This window comes from Gilliamella sp. ESL0405 (assembly GCF_019469205.1).
Taxonomy (GTDB): domain Bacteria; phylum Pseudomonadota; class Gammaproteobacteria; order Enterobacterales; family Orbaceae; genus Gilliamella.
Window position 1 is genome coordinate 345519 of sequence record NZ_CP048265.1, and the last position, 22101, is coordinate 367619.

Genomic DNA, 22101 nt, shown 5'->3' on the forward strand with positions numbered 1-22101 from the left:
AAAGCGCCGATTATAATATCAATTCGGCGTGATTAAAGCGAAATCTATTAACTGGTCAATTTTTAATAATTTAAACAATCGTAAACTAAATTGTTAAGAATTATTAAGATTTTTTTTGACAGTTAGTGATGTTTATTTATTCGAATTAAACAGTAGAATAATAAAAAGAGCGCTATTGACTAAAATTAACGCAATAATCAGGGTAAAGTGAAATATTATAGCTTTAAATTTGTGCTTAAAAAGCTTACCATTTAAACTCTATTGTATGTAATACGGCATAGCACTATTTCCGTTAATACAATTGATTGTCAAATGACAGATTATTAATAGAAAGATATGTTTTAATCTTGAAATATTAATTGCACTGTCTTTAAAAAAATTAATCACCGTTTTATGAAGCGCTAGAAAATAAATCCAACTAAGAGTGGCAATAAACTGGCGTCATTGTCATTGATAAATAAAACTGTTTATCAATAAAGAATTTTAAGATAACAAATTACAAGAGAATGGGTATGAAATTAAAACAATCCTTATATGCTATTGTAATATTAGCACTATATGCATTACTGGTTGGCTGTACACTCAATATATCAAAAAAATCTTCTGATTTTGATGAGATTAAAGATTCTGCTTATTATTTATCTCAGGTAGATTCTGCGACCGGATCAGCTAAGACAAACTGGCAATTACTGGCGGTGCGAGCGTTAGTGAAAGAAAATAAAATTTCACAAGCGAAGTCGATCTTATCTCAGCTAACCGATCTCAATGTTGCTCAGCAAAATGAAAAACTCTTATTATTAGGTGAAATTGCTGTTAAAACCGGTAAATCATTTGACCTCAACCAATTAAATGTTAAAGAATTAAATAATCGTCAATTATATCGTTACTACAGTATAAAATTAGCGTTTGACGCAAAAAGTAAAAATATCAATCAACAAGCGCATGATTATATCGATCTTGAAATATTTGCTACTGATCAGCAAAGAAAGCAAGTGATTCACAATACCTTTAATTTCTTCAAAAAACTAACTCAAAATCAATTAAGTTCAATTAGCGTTTACGACAATGAAACGACGTTGCAAGGTTGGGTTGATTTAGCGTTTGTGTTTTTAAACAATCGACCAGTGCCGGTGAAACAAGATGATGAAAATGGTCAAGCCATTGCAGCGAACGCTCAAAATCAAAATGCAATATTAATACAAGCAATTAAAGATTGGGCGATGCGTTATCCGGATCATCCAGCTAAATTACTTATTCCTTCTTTAACCGGTGAAGAGTCTATTTCGGTAGATAATGCAAATGCTAAAAAAGTTGCATTATTACTGCCATTAAATGGTTCTTCACGCATATTTGGTAATACTATTCGCCAAGGCTATGTGGATGCTATTAAATTTTATCCACAGGAGCCACAGCAAGACATGGTTATCTTAGATACATCATCTGCCCCAATGGAATCTTTAATTCAACAAGCTCAAGACCAAAATGTTCAATTAATCGTGGGGCCTTTGTTGAAAGATGACGTTACAAAAATAAAACAGTTATCCCCAAGTATTCCGGTTTTAGCGCTTAATAAAGTTGATAATAGCATCGCAACGACAAATAAGATGTGCTATTTTGCATTATCGCCGGAAGATGAAGCCACAGATGCGGCTAACCATATTTATGCGCAAAATAAAACAAGACCACTATTACTTGTACCACAAACCGATTTAGGTCGCCGGGTTGCACAAAGCTTTGCTAAACAGTGGTCACAACTATCGGCAAACAGTTCGCAAGCCTATGTTCAATATTTTGCTAATGCAAGCTCGCTAAGAGCAAATATGAATCGCAATGTCGGAATTAGATTAACAGGTAGTCCGGTTTTTGCTGATGATGCATCCTATGCAGGTTCAGCTTCTGGTTTTGATGCCGTTTATGTTTACGCTTCATACGATGAAATGACATTAATTAAACCAATGCTTGATATGGGTGCGGGTAAAACTGTGGGTAATGCATCGAGCTCCGTATTACTTTATTCCAGCTCTAAAAGCCATACCGCTAATCGATCAAACGATTTTAATTATGATATGAATCAAACCGAGTATGCCGATATTCCAATGATAGTAAACTTATCTGATAGTATGACAACAATGGTACCGGGTAATATTCAAAAAGATTATTCATTATTACGATTGTATGCAATGGGAATTGATGCTTGGAGACTAGCGAATCGCTTTAATCAGTTAGACTCTTATCAAGCTGATTTCCTAAACGGTATGACCGGGAAATTATCTACCAGTAACCAATGTGAAGTTACACGTTCGTTATCCTGGCAACAGTACGCTTATGTTGCAGCATCAACCAACACAACAAACGAAGAATAAAAATATTGGCAAGCATTATGAGCAAATTGCTTGCCAATTTTTAATTCAACAAGGGCTGGTTTTCGTTGCACAAAATAGTCGATGTCGCTTAGGTGAAATTGACTTAATTATGCGTGACAAACAGTGTTTTGTATTTGTTGAAGTGCGCTACCGTAAAAATGCTAATTTTGGTGAAGCTGAAACGACAGTTACGCCGTCTAAACAAGCCAAAATTAGGCAAGCGGCACAACTTTGGATGATATCGAATAATTTAAACATAGAAGAAACCGAATTTAGATTTGATGTTTTTGCCGTGACCGGTAAAAACCAGAAATGGATTATCAATGCGTTTTAATTTTTAGGTGAAAAACGTGCAAGACTTAATTAAAAATTATTTTACAGAAAGTATTCAAACACAAATTGTCATGGCTGAGTCACTCGGTTCTTCCATAGAAAAAGCGGCTAATATTATTGTCGAGAGTTTGCTAAACGGGAATAAAATAATGAGTTGTGGCAATGGCTCTGCGGCGGCAAATGTGCAAAGTTTTACCTCACGTTTAATTACCAGTATGGATATAGAAAGACCGAGCATTCCTGCTATTGCGTTAGTCTCTGATAATGTGTTACTCAGTGCTATTAGTAATCATGAAGAAGTCTATGCTCGCCAAATTCAAGCAATCGGTCATCGAGGCGATACCTTAGTTATCTCTACATGCCAAGGTAATAGCCGATCGATTATTCGAGCCGTACAAGAGGCGGTAATCAAAGATATGAAAATTGTTGCCTTGACCGCTTTTGATGGCGGTGAAGTTATTGGTTTACTGGGGCAAAATGATATAGAAATTCGAATTCCGTCATACAAAAAAGTCATGGCATATGAAATGCATGCCATGATTTTAAACTGTTTATGCCAATTAATTGAAAACACATTGTTTATTCATGGTGAATAAGTTGAAATTAAATCAGTTTAATTCTGCATTTATAGTGATTTTGTGCTATAATTATAGGCTGATTTGATGACTTAAATTAATAAGAGAACATGGTGTTATGACCGAACTAGCCAAAGAAATAACCCCCGTTAATATTGAAGATGAATTGAAATCCTCGTATCTTGATTATGCAATGTCTGTTATTGTCGGGCGTGCATTACCTGATGTGCGTGACGGATTAAAACCGGTACATAGACGGGTTTTATTTGCCATGCATGAGGCCGGATACGATTGGAATAAACCTTATCGAAAATCTGCACGTGTTGTAGGGGATGTGATCGGTAAATATCATCCACATGGCGACTCTGCTGTCTATGACACTATCGTGCGTATGGCTCAGCCGTTTTCGTTACGCTATATGCTTGTCGACGGTCAAGGTAACTTCGGTTCGGTTGACGGTGACTCAGCGGCGGCGATGCGTTATACCGAAATTCGCATGCAAAAATTCGCTGGCGCATTACTAACCGATCTCGATAAAGAAACGGTCGACTTCTCGCCTAACTACGACGGCTCAGAAATGATCCCCGATGTGTTACCAACACGTATCCCTAATTTATTAATTAATGGCTCATCCGGGATTGCCGTTGGTATGGCAACCAACATTCCACCTCACAATTTAACTGAAGTTATCAATGGTTGTCTTGCTTTTATCGAAGATGAAAATATTTCAGTTGAAGGATTAATGGAGCATATTCAAGGTCCGGATTTCCCAACTGCTGCGCTAATCAATGGTCGCAAAGGTATCGAAAATGCTTACCGTACCGGGCGTGGTATTATTTATATTCGTTCTAAAGCTACCGTTGAAGTCGATGACCAAACCGGTCGTGAAACAATCATCGTTAACGAAATTCCTTATCAAGTTAACAAGAAAAAGCTTATTGAAAAGATTGCAGAATTAGTTAAAGACAAAAAAGTCGAAGGCATTTCTGCATTACGTGATGAATCTGATAAAGACGGTATGCGTATTGTCATTGAAATCAAACGAGATGCTGTTGGTGAAGTGGTATTAAACAATCTTTTCTCACTGACGCAATTACAAGTCTCATTTGGTATCAACATGGTAGCCTTACATAAAGGTCAACCAAAACTATTAAACTTACGGGAAATGATTGAAGCATTTGTGCTTCACCGTCGGGAAGTGGTCACTCGTCGTACCATTTATGAACTGCGTAAAGCACGTGAGCGTGCCCATGTGTTAGAAGGCCTCGCTATTGCGCTGGCCAATATCGATCCAGTGATTGAGTTAATCCGCGCGGCAGCAACGCCAGCGGAAGCGAAAGCCAAATTATTAGCGCAAGCTTGGCAATTAGGCCATGTTGCCGCTATGCTGGAAAAAGCCGGTGATGATGCCGCTCGTCCGGAAGACCTTGCACCGGAATTTGGTATTCGTGATGGTCACTACTACCTATCTGAAGCGCAAGCACAAGCTATTTTAGATCTACGTTTACACCGTTTAACTGGTCTTGAACATGAAAAAATCCTTGATGAATATAAAGAGCTATTAGTTTTAATTGGTGAACTATTATTTATCTTATCAAGCCCGGAACGATTGATGGAAGTGATTCGCGAAGAGCTTGAAGCTGTTCGTGACCAATTCCAAGATGCCCGTAGAACTGAAATCACGGCAAGTAGCGCAGATATCAATATTGAAGATCTTATCGCTCAAGAAGATGTTGTTGTGACGTTATCGCATCAAGGTTACGTAAAATATCAACCATTATCAGATTACGAAGCTCAGCGCCGTGGTGGTAAAGGTAAGTCAGCGACCAAAATCAAAGAAGAAGATTTTGTTGAAAAATTACTCGTGGCAAATACTCACGACACTATTTTATGTTTTTCAAGCCGTGGGCGATTGTATTGGATGAAGGTTTATCAATTACCGGAAGCCAGCCGTGGATCACGTGGTCGACCAATCATCAATTTATTACCACTGGAAGCTGATGAGCGCATTACTGCCATTTTGCCTGTTCGGGAATTTGATGATGAACATTGCGTCTTTATGGCAACCGCACAAGGAACGGTTAAGAAAACTTCACTTATTGAATTTAGCCGCCCTCGCAGTGGTGGAATTATTGCGATTAACTTACGTGATGATGACGAATTAATCGGCGTTGATTTAACTAGTAATGAAACATCTGATATCGTTGATGATGAAGAGCTGAATGATGATTTAATCGTTGATGAGACTGACAATGATGACGAAGTGTCTCAAATCTCTAATACAGAAGACATTATGTTATTTTCAGCTAATGGTAAAGTTGTTCGATTCCCGGCAAATAAAGTTCGTTGCATGGGACGAACGGCAACAGGTGTTAGAGGAATAAAATTAGAAGGTGATGATAAAGTTGTCTCACTTATTGTTCCTCGTGGAAATGGTGCAATTTTAACTGCAACGCAAAATGGTTATGGTAAACGTACTGAACAAGAATTATATCCAACTAAATCACGTGCAACTAAAGGCGTAATATCGATTAAAGTCAGTGAGCGAAATGGTGCAGTAGTTGGTGCAGTACAAGTTGAAGAAACGGATCAAATCATGTTAATTACTGATGCCGGTACATTAGTCCGTACTCGTGTATCAGAAGTGAGTGTTGTTGGTCGAAATACGCAAGGCGTGATGTTAATTCGTACTGCGGATAACGAGAAAGTGGTCGGATTACAGCGAATTGCTGAAACTGAGGATGAGGCAGATACGGAATTATCTCAGCAAAATGAGGAGCTGGGTGATTCCGCACAGGAATCCGAAGAATAAATCTTTATTATTAAAAGGATTAGTGAAAAACTAATCCTTTTTTGTTTTAGAAAACCTCAAAAGGAATCGTATGAGATGTCATTTTTTATTAAAAAAATCTTAACTAATCTTGCATGGCAAATTTTAATTGCCTTGATCTTAGGTGTAGTGACAGGTGCTTTTCTATATGAATTAGCAAATCCTAATCATGAATTACATTCATATTATCAATTTGCCATTGTTAATATTTTCCAACCTGCAGGTGATATTTTTATCCGTTTAATTAAGATGATTGTATTGCCAATTATTCTTAGTACTTTAACGTTAGGTATAGCAGGCATTGGTGGTTCAAAACGTTTAGGAATGCTTGGCTTTAAAACTATTCTTTATTTTGAAGTTATCACCACTATTGCTATTTTATTAGGTCTTTTTTGGGGTAATTTCTTTGCACCTGGCGCGGGAATAGATTCTTCAACGTTAGCTTCAGCAGATATTAGTAAATATACGAAAGCAGCTGAAGAACTTAGCGGTAAACCGCATGGTTTAATTGTTATGATTTTAGACATGATTCCGGCTAATATCTTTAAAGCAATGTCTGATGGTGCAGTTTTACCTGTTATCTTCTTCTGTGTCTTTTTTGGCTTAGGCTTAATGTCGTTACCTGATAAACAGCGTGATCCATTTTTATTCTTATTAAAAGTGGTATCAGATACAATGTTTAAAGTAACAAATATGATTATGCGTTACGCACCTATTGGGGTATTTGCCTTAATCACAGTAACCGTTGCCAAATATGGATTTGCTTCATTACTACCATTACTGAAATTGATTTTAACGGTCTATTCAGCAATGATTATATTTACCTTGGTCATATTAGGTTTAGTTTGTAAATTGTGCCGATTTAATATTTTTACCTTATTAAAAATATTAAAAGAAGAACTCGTTATTGCGTTTTCAACGGCAAGCTCCGAGACAGCTTTGCCTAAGATCATTGAAAAAATGGAAGCTTATGGCGCACCAAAAGCGATTACCAGTTTTGTTATCCCGACTGGATATTCATTTAATCTTGATGGTTCAACACTATATCAAAGTATAACTGTTATTTTTCTCGCGCAATTATTTGGTATGGATTTAAGTATTCTCGATCAAATTATCATCGTTATCACATTAATGATAGCATCAAAAGGGATTGCTGGTGTACCAGGCGCTTCAATTTTAGTGTTATCAGCTACACTTGGTAGTGTTGGTATACCAATCGAGGGTATTGGTTATATTATGGGTGTTGAGCGTATTTTAGATATGGGTAGAACAGTTGTGAATGTTGTGGGTAATGCATTGGCTGCTATCGTTATCGCTCGCTGGGAACATGTTTTTGATGATAAAAAAGCAAGAGCATATGAGCAACAATATTTAAAATAAAACATCATTATAATTTATAAAGCTTCAGTTAAAACTGGAGCTTTTTTTATTAACTTAATCTAATTTGCACAATTATATATATAAAAAAACCCAGCTTAAGCTGGGTTTTTTTATTTAAAAGTAAAATTATTTAATTTTAGCTTCTTTATAAACAACGTGCTGACGAACAACAGGATCGTATTTTTTGATCTCCATTTTTTCAGGCATTGTTCTTTTATTTTTGCTAGTGGTATAAAAATGACCGGTACCAGCAGAAGAAACTAATCTAATTTTCTCACGTACACCTTTAGCCATGATATGGTTTCCTTATTAGTACTTTTCACCACGGGCACGAAGTTCAGCTAAAACTGCATCAATACCCTTTTTATCGATAGTTCGCATACCTTTAGCAGATATACGTAATTTTACAAAACGTTTTTCACTCTCAACCCAAAAACGGTGAGTTTGAAGATTTGGTAGAAAACGACGTTTAGTAGCATTCATCGCATGAGAACGATTATTCCCTACTAAAGGTTTTTTTCCTGTTACTTGGCATACTCGTGACATGTCAATAATTCTCCGAAATTTCTATGCTTAAGCCTTGGGCGTAATATGTTAATGGAATTAACCTCGTCAGGCTTTTAGTTTGCTGCAGTCTATCTGAGAAGCAGACTAACCTCTCACACTACACCCATAATAATGAGGTAGCGAAGTATACGCTTTTATGCAAAGATTCTCAAGTATTATCTTATTTTATGCGAAAAATAAGTAGCGACAAGGTAAATTTAAATAATCGACAAATATTGTGTAAATCTAAAATTCTCCTATACTGTCTTGGGCACAGATCAGTTAAGAGAGTTTGATGACATGAATCTAAAACAATTAAAGTACTTTCAGGTACTGGCTAAAACACAACATTACACATCAACATCAGAATATTTCTCCATTAGCCAACCTAGTTTAAGTCATTCAATTTCAGAACTTGAAAAAGAAGTAGGAATCAAACTGTTTCAAAAACGAGGGCGCAACGTCGAACTGACAAAAGAGGGTAAGCAGTATCTAACTTATGTAGAACAAGCATTAAGCGCTTTGTCGGAAGGTGAACAATTTGTTAGAGAGCTAACCAGCGTTTCGCATGGGCATATCGGGCTAGCTTTCATCTATTCTATAAGTACCAATTACATGCCAAAAATCATTAAAGCTTTCTTAGATCAACCGGACAATAAAAATATTACTTTCTCATTTTATGAAGGAATGTCACAAAATATTATTGAAGGGTTGAAAGCAAAAAAATATGAAATTGCGATCTGTTCCCGTTTGCAAGATGAACCCGATGTTCATTTTCAAAAATTAACTAAACAAGAACTGGTATTTATAATTTCTAACGATCACCCGTTATCGAAACGTAAAAAACTCGATTTAAAAGATCTGATTAACGAACCGCTAATCTTATTTACCGAAAGAAGTGGAATGAAAAATGTCGTTGATGAGATGTTATATAAAACAGGGGTAAAACCCAATATAGCTTGTCGAGTAGAAACAGAAGGTGCCATGATGGGATTAGTTTCAATCAATTATGGTATCGGTATTATGCCAAGAGTGTTGATACCTGAAGAGTTTAACGTAACGCTGGTGCCGATGAGTAAAAACTATCAAAAAAGAGATATCTTTATTGCCACCATGGAAAACAGACCACTTTTGCCTGCGGCACAAAAATTTTACCACTTTTTAATCGAACATAGCGATGATGCAATCTTTGGCCGGTGATAGCCAATAATTAACAATATTGCAGGTAGCATTAAATCAGATTGATTTTATTTGGCACAAATGCCAAATAGAATCAGGCTACGATCATCGCCTTGCAAGTCAGAAAATTTTCAGTCAATAAGTCGGAATAATTATTTTTTATATATTAAACATATTGTTATAAAACAAAACATTAACTGTATCTATAAATTAAGAAAAAATGATTTAATTTTATAATAAATATGCTTTAATACTCTTGATAAAGATTTTATTTATTCGCTTTAATTTTCTAACTTTCAAGGAGATTATATGAGCCAGTTCACGTCATATAGCATATACGGCATTATCGGTTATCCTTTAGGGCATAGTATGAGCCCACTAATTCATACGACATCATTTCAAGATTATGGCATTCCAGCAGTTTTAGTCCCATTTCCTACCCCACCAGAAGAAATTGCAACTCTGTTTAAATCGGTCAGATTACTTAATATAAGGGGATTATGTGTCACCATTCCACATAAGCAAACAATTATCCCTTATTTAGATGAAGTAACTGAACATGTAAAAAAAGCTGGGGCAGCAAACTTAGTTTATTGGGATGGCGATAAGCTTTGTGGTGATAACACAGATATTGTTGGCTTTATGCAGCCCCTTGAACAGAAAAAGTTACCACCAGAGTATAAAAAAGTTTTATTACTTGGTGCCGGTGGCGCAGCGCGTGCCGCTGTGGTTGGATTGCATGATCTAGGCTATACCGATATCACTGTTACCGATATTGTAACCGATTTACCGGAAGCTTTGGCCAAAGAGTTCAACCTCAAGGTTGTTGCCTGGGAAGATCGTCATAAAGTTGAAGCACAAATTATTATTAACTCAACGCCGCTAGGAATGAAAGGTAAATTTGAAGATCAAACACCTTACGAACAAGATTGGTTTAAAGGCAAAGGTGTGGCTTATGATATTGTCTACACCCCTTATAATACAAAATTCCGACAAGCAGCAGAAAAAGCTGGCTGGGACTCGATATCAGGGCGTGAAATGTTTATAGGTCAAGCAAATGCGCAATTTAAAATTTGGACAGGAAAAGACCTTTCTGAAAAAGCCAAACAAGCGGTCATCGATGCTTTAGCTGAAAAATAGATCAAAAAAGTATGCATCAAACCGCATTTGTTTGGTGCATCAATAATAAATTTATACACTTCACTCTAGGTGTTTAGTTCAACTATTGAAAAATAAATAGGGTGTTAGCGAGTTGTATAAATGAAAAATGTTATCAAAAGGAGTCATTATGACCAATTTAGAATTACAGGCATATCGTCGTTTTCTGATGTTAAAAGTGCCAGAGGCAAGTGAATATATTGGTAAAACGGATGCTAGCACATGGCATGAATGGGAAAACGGTTCAATACCTGTGCCGGAATCGGTGGCAAATGCCATGCAAGAACTGAAAAAATTGCGAAGTGACAAAATCAATATCATCATTAATAGCATTAATGATCGCGTCGGTAGCAATACGATTCGTTATTTTATGACTTATGCCGAGTTTAAAAAGGTCAATCCCGATCTTGACGTTATTCAATGGCGATTGCACCAATCCATAGCCACTGAGCTCTATTTTCGTGGCTTAGAAAAGCTGTGCTAATTGGCAACCATAATAGGATATAGCAGATTATAAAAATCAACGATGTAAACTTTAGTTTACAAAATTGAGCATTTTATTTTGTGATTAATTTAAATAAATTCATAACGTTAAATATTTATCAAATAAAATGTAAAATAAATGTTGCAAAATGGCAAGTGAATCACTAGCATAGTTAGCATATTGTGAGATCTGTATATCTAAAAGGACAAAAAATGAATAATACAATTTTTTTAGTTGGTGCAAGAGCCGCAGGTAAAACCACGATGGGAAAGATGTTAGCCAACAAGTTAGCGTATTCTTTTATTGATACAGATTGTCATCTACTTGAAACCACACAAAAAACCGTTGCTGAAATAGTTGAAAAAGAGGGTTGGGAAGGTTTTCGTGCAAGAGAGAGCCAAGTACTTGTTGATACAACAAAGCCCAATCGTGTTATTGCAACTGGCGGGGGAATGGTACTGGCTGATCATAATCGAGATTTTATGAAAGAAAATGGCATTGTGATTTTTCTTTCTGCGCCAGCTGCAACGCTAGCGGCTCGTTTAATGAAAGACCCAAATGTTGCCCAGCGCCCCTCTTTGACAGGTTTATCGATTGTTGATGAAATGGAAAAAGTATTAGCTGACCGCTTACCACTCTATCATGATGCAGCACATCATGTTATCAATGTCGATCAGGATGAAAGTCAGATTCTCGCTCAAATATTAACAGTATTACAAAATTAATATTAATCATCATTCTTATCATGATCATTATTAAAAATACCGCCTAAACGTGGTATTTTTTTTGATAATAAAAAAGAATAGATTTTACTAATCTTATAAAATAATTTTATGTATAAGAATGATTCTTGCGCAAAAACATGCTATTTTTTTTATAAATAGTTTAAAATCTATAAATAAATGTGACGCAGGTTAAATTTTAGCAATAAATTTGTACTTATCGCTTTCAGATTAATATTGATACTTGTATATTGAATGTAGTTAAAGTTTTCAATTTTAAAATATGGAGTATTACCAATGGATAATCGAAAGGTCAATTCATATGGAATTGTCGGTTCAATTTATGCTAATTATATTATTCAAAGTATTGCGCTGATAGTAATAATGCAATTCTCCCTAGATCTGTTTACCCAACTCAATGCCGATCTTGTTGATCTTGGCTATATCGCTTCCGGTATTGGAATTGGCAAGATAGGTCTAATGTTTATTGGCGGGTTATTATCAGATAAATTTGGGCGAAAACTGTTTATCTTATTAGGTATGAGTTGCTATGCCATTTTCTTTATCGGCATGACTTTTTGTACTAATATTCATGTCGCCTTTTGTTTAGCTATTGCAGTCGGTGCCGGAAACTCATTTTTAGATACCGGTTCAATGCCGGCATTAACGGAATGTTTTCCTAATTCGGCAGGCTCAGCAAGCGTACTGATTAAAGCATTTATCTCAATTGGTTCTTTAGTCCTTCCTTTTATTGTCACATTTTTTCATTCCAATCACATATGGTATGGCTGGGCATTTTGGGGTTTCACTTTTTATCTCTTAATTAATTGCTTATTAATACTCCCGCAAAAATTTCCGCATAAAGACACCGCTATCAAAGGGAGTAAAGGTTCAGGGGACTATTTTAAAGCTACGCCTCGATTTGAAATTGAAGGCATTTTATTAACGCTGATGGGATTTACCACCACAGCAACTTTCGTTGTTATCTTACAGTGGTTACCCACTATCGCAATGAAAAGCGTAAATATGTCTGATGATGACGCCAACCTGCTGATTAGCTGTTACAGTACGGCTTCGATCATTTCGGTTTTTGCAACAGCATTTATCGTAAAACGATTCTTAAAACCGATCTTTTGTATCATTATATTGCCGGCGCTATCTGCCATTGTTCTGATTTTATTTTATTTCAATATTTCACCATTAATGTGCCTTATTGCCGCTATCGGCATGGGCTTTACTGCTGCTGGTGGCGTATTGCAACTCACACTGGTTGTGATGCAGCAAATGTTCCCAACCCGTAAAGGATTAGCGGTCGGTTGTATGTACACCTTTAGTGGACTGACTTTCGTTGTTATACCACGTATTGTACCGAAACTGGCAATGACTAACGTTAGTTACGCAATTTTGCTCGACTTTTTTATCGCTATGTTAAGTGTCATTTTAGGATCGATTGTTTTTTATCGGTTTAAAAAAGTTATTGATATCAACAAAATATAAATCGCAAAAAGAGACAAAATTACAAAATACTCGCCTACTTTTGTAATAAAAACTCAGGCGTTTTTACATAATTTATATAGGAAGTAAATAGATGAAGAATAAATATTTAGGCACAGCGGTTTGTATGTATATGAACTATTTTGTGCATGGAATGGGCGCAATCATTCTTGGTTTAAATATTGACTATTTAGCCGCGCAATTTAATCCGCAAGTAGCGTATCTGTTTAATATCGCTAAAGATGCACTCACGCCCGATCAGCTGAGCCAAATTGGTGAGGCAAAACAGAGTGTTTACAACGTGATGATGGGATTAGGTGTTGGTCGTTTACTCGTGTTATTTGTCATGGGAACATTATCAGATAAGTATGGACGTAAACCATTTATTGCCTTAGGTGGATTATTTTATATTGGCTTCTTGCTTGGCATTTTATTTAGCCCTAACGCTGATATTGCCTTCTTGTTTGCCGTATTAGGCGGTATTGCCAACTCAACACTTGATGCAGGTACATACCCAGCATTAATGGAATCATTCCCGAAATCACCGGGATCGGCTTCTATTCTCACTAAAGCGGCGATTGCCGCTGGTCAATCGGTTTTACCGTTGATTATGGGGATTATTATGGCAAGCCAGGGGTATTATGGTTGGTCATTTATCTTCTGCTGTGTTGTTCTGGCTTTAAATGCGCTAATCGTGCTTAAAATGCCATTCCCTAACCATAAAATTACGCCGGAAGAGGAAGTAAAAGATCTGCAAACCATAGAAAAAAATCCTGCAACGTTGAAACAGAATTCAAATAGGATGATCGAAGGAATCTGTTTTATTGTCATTGGTTTTACCTCAACGGCAACATTTTATTTAGTCTCTTCTTGTTTGAAAGATTTTTCACAAACGGTTGCAGATATGGATGCCGCAGGTGCCGTTAAAGCTTTTTCTGCATATGGTATCGGCACACTTGCTAGCGTCTTTTTAACATCAATTTTAGTTAAAAGCTTAATTAGACCTGTTTATATTGTGGTGCTCTATCCGTTACTGTCTACCTTTATGCTGATCGCCTTGTATTCTTATCCGACCCCAATGATGTGTATTGTCGGCGGGTTTGTGCTTGGATTTACCGCAGCAGGTGGTGTATTACAATTGGCACTCACCACTATGGCGGAGTTTTTCCCGTCCGGTAAAGGTAAAGTATTGGGGATTTTCTTTACCTCTTCAAGCTTTGCCACCATGGTTATTCCATTTATAATCGGCTGGGTATCAACGATGTATGGTTTGCGTTACGTTATGCTTACTGATGCCTTCTTTGCCGGCTTAGGTACGGTAATGGCGCTGATTGTGCTGATGCGTTATCGTAAAACTTTTAATGTGGCAAAATAAGCAAAATATTCACGCTGAAATAGGGGTGACAGAGAATTGTATTTAGTTGATCATAACTATATTTAACACCACTATTTAAAATAATTTCTATTATCTCAATAAAAATGCACACCTCAAAAAAGGTGTGCTTTTTAACTATTGGTAATGTAACCTTATTTCACCTTTAAACATTATCTAACCTGAACTTTGCCGAATTTCATCGCCCTTTGCTACCGCTAAGTTAGCACTGAATATTGTCTATATTTTAACAAATATTACTTGCTAATCCGCTAAAAATAAATAAAAATACACAAAATCTGAATAAATATTCATTTTGGTGGTTGTAATGATGAAAGAAAGAACAACTGAATTAGTTGAAGGGTTAAGGCATAGCGTCCCTTATATCAATGCACATCATGGAAAAACGTTTGTTATTTTATTAACCGGCGCTGTTCTAAAAAGTAATAATTATTCAAGTATCATTAGCGATATTGGTCTACTGTATAGTCTGGGCATTAAATTGGTCATTGTTAACGGCGCTCGTAATCAAATTGATGAATCACTAAAACAACACAATATCGAACCGAAATACTATAAAAACACCCGCATCACCGATGCTCCCACCCTTGACATCATCAAACAGGTCACCGGGCTATTACAGCTTAATATTACCGCCAGTTTATCGATGAGCTTGAATAATACCCCGTTGCAAGGTGCACATATTAATGTGGTAAGTGGTAATTTTGTCATTGCCCAGCCACTCGGTGTTGATGACGGCATTGATTATTGTCATACCGGTAAAATTCGCCGGATTAATGGTGAAGCGATTGATGAACAATTAAATCGAGGCTCGATTGTTTTATTAGGACCGGTGGGAGTTTCTGTTACCGGTGAGAGTTTTAACTTAGCATCAGAAGATGTCGCAGCAGAGGTTGCCATTCGATTAAAAGCCGATAAGCTGATTAGCTTTTGTGCCGAACAAGGTGTGCTTGATGAACAAGGGCATGTTATTACTGATCTGTTTCCAATCGATGCCGATAATTACGTCGATCAAAAAGCGCTACAAGGAAAACACTTATCGAGTGAAGCTCGCTTTTTACGTGCAGCATCGAAGGCTTGCCGTAATGGTGTACGGCGCAGTCATTTAGTGAGTTATCTGGTTGATGGCTCGATTTTACAAGAGTTATTCTCTCGGGACGGGATTGGAACGCAAGTTGCCATGGAACACTCCGAACAAGTTCGCCAAGCAACCATTAACGATATCGGTGGCATCCTAGAGCTGATACGCCCATTGGAAGAGCAAGGCATTTTAGTTAAACGCTCAAGAGAACAATTAGAGATCGAAATTGATAAATTTACCATAATCGAGCGGGATAACATGACAATTGGGTGCGCTGCGCTTTATCCATATCTGGATGAAAAAATGGGTGAAATGGCTTGTGTTGCCATTCATCCACAATATCGTAACTCCTCACGAGGCGATCTGTTAATTGAAAAAATCGCTGAAAGTGCTAATCGTTTAGGATTAGAGAAAATCTTTGTTTTAACTACCCGCAGCATTCATTGGTTTAGAGAAAAAGGCTTTAATCCTGCTCAAGTCGATGATTTACCGATTAAAAAGAAACAGTTGTACAACTATCAGCGTAATTCCAAAATTTTAATGTTAGATATTTTATAATTGCCTCAACCCAAAGTCCGCTTCGGCGGACTTTTTTTTACCTAGCCAATGGCTAATTGATACAATGAATATAGGCTAAATGGCGCACCTATAATATTAATGAAACAGTTTCATCACTCCTTCGGTTAGCAGTGAAAGCGTGGTAAAATCCGGATCGGCAAAAGTGACCCCTTCAACCCCTAAAAAGGCGAAAAGTGGTAATGCTAAAGCCGGTAAAATACACAATAATAACCCATTGATAAACGCCGCAATTATTGCACCTATCGCCCCGCCGGTTGAATTACCAAAAATAGCTGCCGTTCCGCCAGTTATAAAACTTGCCATAATTCCCGGAATAATAATGGGTAAACCAATAAAAGGAAAAATCACCACGCAAGCCACTTCAGTAAAAAAGCTGACGATAAACCCGACCAACACACAGTTTGGCGCTTTATCAAACAACACCATAGGATCAACGGCTGGCACACAACCAGGCGCAACAACTTGTGCAAAGCCTTTAAAAGCCGGAATAATCTCTTCGGTAAAAATAGCCACCCCTTTTTTAGCAATATATAAACCGCCGGCAAAAATAGCTGACTGCTCCAAAGCAAAAATAATAAAGGTATTATTCTTCAATATCTGTTTTAAATATTCCGGTTGTGAAAATAATCCAGAGAGACACAACAAAACAAACATCGTGATAAAAGTTGCCACATCAGCTTGCCTTAAGAAGCTAAAACGGTCGTTAATTTTAATCTGCTCAATATCGTTTTTGGCATTGCCAATTAACCGACCGCTATAGGCGCCAATCAAGTAAGAAATAGTGCCGGCATGCGCTATGCAATAATCGTTATGGCCAATAATTTTTTTGGCTAAAGCGAGAGAGCAAAGTAGGAAATATTGCCATATAAAAGCCAATAATTATGGCACCAGAAGCCACGATAATCACACCGTCGTAGCCCATACCTTTAAGCACCGCAGTATAGGAAAATGCCATAAACAAAATGAGATGCAGTGATAAATAGATCGATTTAAACCGAGTGAAACGGGCTAATAACAAGTTAATAATCATGGCAAAAAATAAGATAAATGCCGCACTTGCGCCCAAAGACTCCATTGTTAAGGCGGTGATAGCTTCGTTACTCGGTACTACGCCATGCATGCCAAATGCGTGGGTAAACATATTACTAAACATCACCAATACGCCACCAAGTATCTTGCCACCGGTCTTAATTAAGACAAATCCAATAAAAGATAACAGCGTTCCGGTAATGATTTTTGATAATTTAGCCCGTTGTAAAACTAAACCGATAAAAGCGACTAAAGCGATAATAATCGCAGGTTGCCCAAAAATATTTAAAAATAGGTCCATATACTTACTCCCTAAACAATATTGAAACTAAAATTTATTATAATTAAAACATTGTTTTGTAATTGTGTTAGGGATCACAATTTAACGAAAGTAAGCATCAAAATGTTACAGTGCGACACTAAACAACCGGTTATAAGCTGAAACTCATTGCGACAAAAACAATCACAAAGATTAAAAATTGTTGAGACTAGGCTATTTGCTTTGTTATTTGGCAAGGTGTGGGGAGTGGGAAGACCTTTTTTATAGAATAATCATAAAAATCAAAAGACTAATTTTTCAGGAGGAGTTCTTAAAAGATGAGTAGTGTTAGTGAGAAAAACGGTTAGATAAAAACAGTTAGAAAATTGAACGATTGAAGTTTTTTGGGAAAAAGCTGTATTAGGCGATAAAATATTTAATCGTTGATGACACAATTGAGGATTTGTCGGGTAAATGCTTTTTTTAGATAGAAGCCTCTTGGTCGGGTTAATATTATTTGCCCGTGTTCGCCAATTGCTTGGGTTAATGCTTTGCCGTTAGCCGCTTTCGGTCTAATTTGCAAATAAGTGCCATAGCGGGCTGTAATTTTTTCAACTTGTCCTAGGGCAATCATATCCATTAATTCTTGCCAATCTTGTTTAAGTTGCTGTTCTTGCTCGGCAGTGGGTGTCCATAAGATAGGGTGGCCGACTTTACGTTCAGCAAGGGGAATGGATCTTTCACCTTCGATTGGGATCCAAAGGACTTTATTAAGTTTATATTTTACGTGGCTGGTTTCCCAAATAACGCCGTAATTTGCCATGAGCGGTGTGACACTGACAAAGGTGGTCTCTAACGGTTCACCTTCTTTATCAACCGGAATGGTTTTAAGCTCGATGCCTAAGTCGGCAAAATCCTGCTGCGCTTTACTGCCGGCATTCGCTCCTAAAAATGTTTCAAGCAAATTACCCACCCAACCTTTTTGCTTGTTTAAATTAGCGGGAATTGCAATATTTAAATATTGTGCTATTTCACCAAAGCTGTAGCCGGCAACCAGTTTGGCTCGATTTAGTAATTCTTGTTCATTTTTGGGAAAAAACAGTGTCATAAAGCAATTCTTACCAGCGAACGGATTAAACACAGTCAATTATATTGACTGTGAATCGTAAAAGAAAGGCTTATTAGCTTAGCTTTTCAATCCAACTGGCATAACTATTAATAATTTGTGAAAGGAATGCTTTGGTTTTTTCGCTAATATTACCGTTTTCATCAAAAGCAGTATTGATATTGCCGATATACGCTTCAGGCTGTTGTAAGGTAGGCATATCAAGAAAGACTAAAGATTGACGTAGTTGATGATTAGCACCAAAACCGCCGATCGCACCTTGTGATACGGAAACTACCGCCGCAGGTTTTTTCGCCCAGGCATTTTTACCATAAGGGCGAGAGCCAACATCGATCGCATTTTTAATTACTGCCGGTAAACCACGATTGTATTCCGGTGTGACAAAAATGACGCCTTGGCAATCGGTAATTTCTTGACGGAAAAGGGTATAAGAAGCGGGAGGGTTGTCGGTATCGATATCTTCGTTATATAACGGCAGATCGCCGATCTCAATGACTAATAGTGATAAAGAAGGTGGGGCAATTTGTTGTAAAACTTTAGCAACTTTTAAGTTGTACGAATCTTTACGCAGACTTCCAACCAATACAGCAATTTTTTTACTCATTTGTCGACCCCTTAAATTTGGATTAAGAGACACAAATGTGTCTCTTATGGGTTGTAATAATTGAGCATAATATTTGTTTAGTGACCAGATGAATCAAGTCGACGACCGGTTTCAAATAAGAACCATGCACGGCGTTCAGCTTGGTCAATCCACTCTTCAATCAAGCTTGCTGTTGCTGAGTCGTTATATTTATCACAAATATCATGAGCAACACGCATGCGCTCGGTGAGTTTAATATTATCTTGGCAAAGTTCGGCAAGCATATCAGACGGTTCAACAAAATCAGCATCATTATCAGAAATACTTTGTAATTTTGAGATATGACCGATTGAGCGTAATGTCGTACCACCTAATTTACGTACACGTTCTGCAATAGGGTCTGTCATTGCAAATAATTCTTCACCATGATCATCTAACATTAAGTGGTAATCACGGAAATGTGGACCACTGACATGCCAATGGAAATTTTTAGTTTTTAAATAAAGGGCAAATACATCTGCCAAAACGGAATTCATTGCGCCGGAAATATCTCTTGATGCTTTTTGCCCTAAATCAGTTGGAAACAAAATTGCTTTTTGTTGGAGCCTTTTTGCAGAAGTCGTACTTTTGGTACTTTTAGTGCTTTTAGCCATATTAGATTCTCCTCTAAATTTATAATAAAAACGCTTTGTAGTATCAAATTACGCTAACTATGAAGCAAAGTCCAATAAAAAACAGCTATTGTTGACTATCACTGCTATTTTAGCAATCTATGAATCTGTAAAACTTTTAAAGTTAACTTTTGTTTTAAATATTTTCTTTCAAAATAAAAGAAAATATTTCAAAATGTGACAAAGTTAAAAGTTTTTGATTTTTAAAGTTGTTACTATTCCTTCGAAATTTAACTCAATAGGAGACAATATGATTGATGCAATTTCGTTTGGAGCCGAATGGTTCATAGGTTTATTCCAAGAGGGCGGCAAAGTGTTTGTGGGCATGGTAACAGCCATTTTGCCATTGTTAATTTCGTTACTCGTTGTGATGAATGCGCTAATTAAATTTATTGGGCAAGATCGGATTGAGCGTTTAGCGCAAGCTTGTGCCGGTAATCCGATTTCACGCTATCTGTTATTACCTTTAATTGGCACATTTGTATTTTGTAATCCAATGACATTAAGTTTAGGTCGCTTTATGCCAGAGTTTTACAAGCCAAGTTATTATGCAGCTTCTTCCTATAGTTGCCACTCCATGAATGGGCTATTTCCCCACGTTAATCCCGGTGAGCTGTTTGTCTATTTAGGGATTGCCGCTGGTTTAACCCAATTAAATCTTCCATTAGGACCGCTAGCGGTTAGCTATTTTCTTGTTGGTCTTGTCACTAACTTCTTTAGGGGTTGGATAACTGACTTTTGTACCGCCATTTTTGAGAAAAAAATGGGTATCAAATTAGACAGAAAAGTTCATCTCTAAATATTTATCAATCATTATAAGAAGGAATACAACAATGGCTAAATTTATTCGAATTGAAAAAGGCGAAGCGGGTTGGGGTGGCCCTTTAGAATTGCCGGTTATTGCAGGTAAAAAAATTGTGTATATCGCCGCCGGCACAAGACCAGCAATTGTTGACACATTAGTAGAATTAACCGGCTGGGAAGCTATCGACGGTTTTAAAGAAGGCGAGCCGGCAAAAGAAGAGATCGGGGTTGCTGTCATTGATTGTGGCGGTACCTTGCGTTGTGGTATCTACCCTAAAAATCGCGTACCTACAATTAATATTCATGCCACCGGTAAATCCGGACCTTTAGCGCAATATATTGTGGAAGATATCTATGTGTCAGCAGTCAAGCCCAATAACATCCAACTGATTGAAAAGCAAAGTGATGTGGCCGATCACGCATCCGCTAATCCGCCAATCATAGATGAAGAGCAAAAATCAACCGACTATAAGCAATACGACAGCAGTAAAAAAATCACCGAACAAAGTGACGGTCTGTTAGCCAAAATCGGGATTGGTATGGGATCGGGGGTAGCGGTATTTTTCCAAGCTGGCCGTGACACGATAGATACCGTATTGAAAACAATATTGCCTTTTATGGCATTTGTTTCAGCGCTTATTGGGATCATCATTGCCTCCGGACTCGGTGACTTTATTGCCCATGGTTTAGTGCCTTTGGCAAATAATCCGATAGGGTTAATCATTTTAGCGTTGATCTGCTCATTCCCACTACTTTCACCATTTTTAGGACCCGGCGCCGTTATTGCGCAAGTGATTGGCACCTTAGTTGGCGTTCAAATTGGACTGGGTAATATTCCGCCTCATTTAGCGCTACCGGCACTGTTTGCCATTAATGCTCAAGCGGCATGTGACTTTATACCGGTTGGCTTATCGCTAGCGGAAGCTAAACAAGATACCGTTCGTGTTGGGGTACCTGCTGTTTTAGTCAGCCGTTTTCTGACCGGCGCACCAACGGTACTTATTGCATGGGCAGTCTCGTTTTTTATCTATCATTAAATGGTATGAACAAAAGCACGGGGATGAATTTCATCCCTGCTAAAAGTAGTGGAAAAAATAGAAATTTTTGGATTAAGAACTTACAAATAAAGAAGGTTAATAATGTCTAATGTTATTTATCATTCAAAAATCGATCTAATCGGTGAATTTGCTCAAGAAGCGTTAGCTGACGGTATGTTAATTCTGTTTAAAAATGGCGCGCCGGCAGATTTGGCGGATTACTGTTTTGTACATAGTCATGACGATTTAAAACACGATCTGCAAGTTGGGCAAACACTCCAATTAGGCAAGCACCTTTATCACATCACAGCTGTTGGCGATGTCGCTAACATCAATTTTCGTCAATTGGGTCACATCACATTAAGATTTGACGGTAGTAGCCAAGCGGAATTACCCGGAACAGTACATGTAAAAGGCGACATACCCGCTCAACTTTTTGTGGGTGATGAAATTAGCATTGTAAATAATTAAGGAA

General features: G+C 37.3%; 22 protein-coding genes. 15 read left to right on the top strand and 7 right to left on the bottom strand.

Annotated features, from left to right (window positions below; all coding sequences use genetic code 11):
- The first annotated feature begins 512 nt into the window (after positions 1 to 512).
- The 5 genes from GYM74_RS01600 to gltP all read left to right on the top strand — a co-directional run bounded on the left by GYM74_RS01600 (position 513) and on the right by gltP (position 7481).
- Positions 513 to 2363 carry a penicillin-binding protein activator gene (locus tag GYM74_RS01600; protein ID WP_220218756.1) on the top strand — a complete coding sequence of 617 codons (1851 nt, stop codon included), beginning with the start codon at positions 513 to 515 and terminating at the stop codon, positions 2361 to 2363.
- Positions 2326 to 2697: a YraN family protein gene (locus GYM74_RS01605; protein ID WP_220218757.1), complete on the top strand. Its 372-nt coding sequence runs from the start codon at positions 2326 to 2328 to the stop codon at positions 2695 to 2697. Before GYM74_RS01600 ends, GYM74_RS01605 begins: the two co-directional genes overlap by 38 nt.
- Positions 2698 to 2713: 16 nt before the next feature.
- The gene (locus tag GYM74_RS01610; RefSeq protein WP_220218758.1) at positions 2714 to 3292 is read left to right on the top strand and encodes an SIS domain-containing protein; all 579 of its coding nucleotides are present in this window, start codon (positions 2714 to 2716) and stop codon (positions 3290 to 3292) included.
- A 97-nt stretch (positions 3293 to 3389) separates the two neighbouring features.
- Entirely contained in the window at positions 3390 to 6083 is a 2694-nt protein-coding gene (gyrA, locus tag GYM74_RS01615; protein WP_220218759.1) for a DNA topoisomerase (ATP-hydrolyzing) subunit A, read from the top strand.
- Positions 6084 to 6170: 87 nt separating this feature from the next.
- Positions 6171 to 7481, top strand: a complete 1311-nt coding sequence (gene gltP / locus GYM74_RS01620) for a glutamate/aspartate:proton symporter GltP (protein ID WP_370634042.1) — start codon at positions 6171 to 6173, stop codon at positions 7479 to 7481.
- A 126-nt stretch (positions 7482 to 7607) separates the two neighbouring features.
- Here the strand turns inward: gltP and rpmG are convergent, their stop codons facing one another.
- Together rpmG and rpmB are read right to left on the bottom strand one after the other, a co-directional pair.
- A complete protein-coding gene (gene rpmG, locus GYM74_RS01625; protein ID WP_034884348.1) occupies positions 7608 to 7775 on the bottom strand; it encodes a 50S ribosomal protein L33 in 168 nt (55 codons plus the stop codon).
- 15 nt (positions 7776 to 7790) lie between these two features.
- Entirely contained in the window at positions 7791 to 8027 is a 237-nt protein-coding gene (rpmB, locus tag GYM74_RS01630; protein ID WP_220218761.1) for a 50S ribosomal protein L28, read from the bottom strand.
- A gap of 300 nt (positions 8028 to 8327) precedes the next feature.
- On the opposite strand from rpmB, the gene GYM74_RS01635 reads away from it, so the two are divergent.
- From GYM74_RS01635 to argA, 7 genes are all read left to right on the top strand, one after another.
- Positions 8328 to 9227 carry a LysR family transcriptional regulator gene (locus GYM74_RS01635; RefSeq protein WP_220218762.1) on the top strand — a complete coding sequence of 300 codons (900 nt, stop codon included), beginning with the start codon at positions 8328 to 8330 and terminating at the stop codon, positions 9225 to 9227.
- A gap of 288 nt (positions 9228 to 9515) precedes the next feature.
- Complete coding sequence (aroE, locus tag GYM74_RS01640; RefSeq protein ID WP_220218763.1) at positions 9516 to 10346, top strand: shikimate dehydrogenase; 831 nt, start codon at positions 9516 to 9518, stop codon at positions 10344 to 10346.
- 148 nt (positions 10347 to 10494) lie between these two features.
- Entirely contained in the window at positions 10495 to 10848 is a 354-nt protein-coding gene (locus GYM74_RS01645; protein ID WP_220218764.1) for a DUF1870 family protein, read from the top strand.
- Between the two features lie 212 nt (positions 10849 to 11060).
- Positions 11061 to 11573 carry a shikimate kinase AroL gene (aroL, locus tag GYM74_RS01650; protein ID WP_220218765.1) on the top strand — a complete coding sequence of 171 codons (513 nt, stop codon included), beginning with the start codon at positions 11061 to 11063 and terminating at the stop codon, positions 11571 to 11573.
- A gap of 294 nt (positions 11574 to 11867) precedes the next feature.
- Positions 11868 to 13067: an MFS transporter gene (locus GYM74_RS01655; RefSeq protein WP_220218766.1), complete on the top strand. Its 1200-nt coding sequence runs from the start codon at positions 11868 to 11870 to the stop codon at positions 13065 to 13067.
- Positions 13068 to 13158: 91 nt separating this feature from the next.
- Positions 13159 to 14439 carry an MFS transporter gene (locus tag GYM74_RS01660; protein ID WP_220218767.1) on the top strand — a complete coding sequence of 427 codons (1281 nt, stop codon included), beginning with the start codon at positions 13159 to 13161 and terminating at the stop codon, positions 14437 to 14439.
- A 328-nt stretch (positions 14440 to 14767) separates the two neighbouring features.
- Positions 14768 to 16096, top strand: coding sequence for an amino-acid N-acetyltransferase (gene argA / locus GYM74_RS01665; protein ID WP_370634043.1), 1329 nt, complete (start codon positions 14768 to 14770; stop codon positions 16094 to 16096).
- A gap of 96 nt (positions 16097 to 16192) precedes the next feature.
- Here argA and GYM74_RS01670 read toward each other — a convergent pair whose 3' ends face one another.
- The 5 genes from GYM74_RS01670 to GYM74_RS01690 all read right to left on the bottom strand — a co-directional run bounded on the left by GYM74_RS01670 (position 16193) and on the right by GYM74_RS01690 (position 19767).
- On the bottom strand, positions 16193 to 16993 hold the full coding sequence (locus GYM74_RS01670; protein WP_220218769.1) for a PTS transporter subunit IIC: 801 nt from the start codon (positions 16991 to 16993) through the stop codon (positions 16193 to 16195).
- Entirely contained in the window at positions 16926 to 17447 is a 522-nt protein-coding gene (locus GYM74_RS01675; RefSeq protein ID WP_220218770.1) for a PTS transporter subunit IIC, read from the bottom strand. Before GYM74_RS01675 ends, GYM74_RS01670 begins: the two co-directional genes overlap by 68 nt.
- 394 nt (positions 17448 to 17841) lie before the next feature.
- Positions 17842 to 18513: a DNA mismatch repair endonuclease MutH gene (gene mutH, locus GYM74_RS01680; protein ID WP_220218771.1), complete on the bottom strand. Its 672-nt coding sequence runs from the start codon at positions 18511 to 18513 to the stop codon at positions 17842 to 17844.
- A gap of 73 nt (positions 18514 to 18586) precedes the next feature.
- Positions 18587 to 19135: an NADPH-dependent FMN reductase gene (locus GYM74_RS01685; protein ID WP_220218772.1), complete on the bottom strand. Its 549-nt coding sequence runs from the start codon at positions 19133 to 19135 to the stop codon at positions 18587 to 18589.
- A 77-nt stretch (positions 19136 to 19212) separates the two neighbouring features.
- Positions 19213 to 19767: a Dps family protein gene (locus tag GYM74_RS01690; RefSeq protein ID WP_220218773.1), complete on the bottom strand. Its 555-nt coding sequence runs from the start codon at positions 19765 to 19767 to the stop codon at positions 19213 to 19215.
- Between the two features lie 268 nt (positions 19768 to 20035).
- Between GYM74_RS01690 and srlA the strand changes: the two genes are divergently transcribed.
- The 3 genes from srlA (at position 20036) to GYM74_RS01705 (ending at position 22097) form a co-directional block, all read left to right on the top strand.
- Positions 20036 to 20584 (top strand): glucitol/sorbitol-specific PTS transporter subunit IIC, encoded by a 549-nt coding sequence (srlA, locus tag GYM74_RS01695; RefSeq protein ID WP_220218774.1) that lies wholly within the window; start codon positions 20036 to 20038, stop codon positions 20582 to 20584.
- Positions 20585 to 20618: 34 nt separating this feature from the next.
- Positions 20619 to 21626 carry a PTS glucitol/sorbitol transporter subunit IIB gene (locus GYM74_RS01700; RefSeq protein ID WP_220218775.1) on the top strand — a complete coding sequence of 336 codons (1008 nt, stop codon included), beginning with the start codon at positions 20619 to 20621 and terminating at the stop codon, positions 21624 to 21626.
- Between the two features lie 102 nt (positions 21627 to 21728).
- A complete protein-coding gene (locus tag GYM74_RS01705) occupies positions 21729 to 22097 on the top strand; it encodes a PTS glucitol/sorbitol transporter subunit IIA (RefSeq protein WP_220218776.1) in 369 nt (122 codons plus the stop codon).
- Positions 22098 to 22101 lie beyond the last annotated feature (4 nt).

Bases quoted from the DNA above. Each gene is read 5' to 3' on its own strand.
- gyrA (WP_220218759.1), top strand. From the start codon at position 3,390: ATGACCGAACTAGCCAAAGAAATAACCCCCGTTAATATTGAAGATGAA.
- argA (WP_370634043.1), top strand. From the start codon at position 14,768: ATGAAAGAAAGAACAACTGAATTAGTTGAAGGGTTAAGGCATAGCGTC.
- GYM74_RS01705 (WP_220218776.1), top strand. From the start codon at position 21,729: ATGTCTAATGTTATTTATCATTCAAAAATCGATCTAATCGGTGAATTT.
- GYM74_RS01675 (WP_220218770.1), bottom strand. From the start codon at position 17,447: ATGGACCTATTTTTAAATATTTTTGGGCAACCTGCGATTATTATCGCT.
- GYM74_RS01700 (WP_220218775.1), top strand. From the start codon at position 20,619: ATGGCTAAATTTATTCGAATTGAAAAAGGCGAAGCGGGTTGGGGTGGC.
- GYM74_RS01600 (WP_220218756.1), top strand. From the start codon at position 513: ATGAAATTAAAACAATCCTTATATGCTATTGTAATATTAGCACTATAT.
- mutH (WP_220218771.1), bottom strand. From the start codon at position 18,513: ATGACACTGTTTTTTCCCAAAAATGAACAAGAATTACTAAATCGAGCC.
- GYM74_RS01645 (WP_220218764.1), top strand. From the start codon at position 10,495: ATGACCAATTTAGAATTACAGGCATATCGTCGTTTTCTGATGTTAAAA.
- GYM74_RS01660 (WP_220218767.1), top strand. From the start codon at position 13,159: ATGAAGAATAAATATTTAGGCACAGCGGTTTGTATGTATATGAACTAT.
- GYM74_RS01690 (WP_220218773.1), bottom strand. From the start codon at position 19,767: ATGGCTAAAAGCACTAAAAGTACCAAAAGTACGACTTCTGCAAAAAGG.
- rpmB (WP_220218761.1), bottom strand. From the start codon at position 8,027: ATGTCACGAGTATGCCAAGTAACAGGAAAAAAACCTTTAGTAGGGAAT.
- GYM74_RS01685 (WP_220218772.1), bottom strand. From the start codon at position 19,135: ATGAGTAAAAAAATTGCTGTATTGGTTGGAAGTCTGCGTAAAGATTCG.
- GYM74_RS01635 (WP_220218762.1), top strand. From the start codon at position 8,328: ATGAATCTAAAACAATTAAAGTACTTTCAGGTACTGGCTAAAACACAA.
- GYM74_RS01605 (WP_220218757.1), top strand. From the start codon at position 2,326: ATGTTGCAGCATCAACCAACACAACAAACGAAGAATAAAAATATTGGC.
- srlA (WP_220218774.1), top strand. From the start codon at position 20,036: ATGATTGATGCAATTTCGTTTGGAGCCGAATGGTTCATAGGTTTATTC.
- rpmG (WP_034884348.1), bottom strand. From the start codon at position 7,775: ATGGCTAAAGGTGTACGTGAGAAAATTAGATTAGTTTCTTCTGCTGGT.
- GYM74_RS01655 (WP_220218766.1), top strand. From the start codon at position 11,868: ATGGATAATCGAAAGGTCAATTCATATGGAATTGTCGGTTCAATTTAT.
- aroE (WP_220218763.1), top strand. From the start codon at position 9,516: ATGAGCCAGTTCACGTCATATAGCATATACGGCATTATCGGTTATCCT.
- aroL (WP_220218765.1), top strand. From the start codon at position 11,061: ATGAATAATACAATTTTTTTAGTTGGTGCAAGAGCCGCAGGTAAAACC.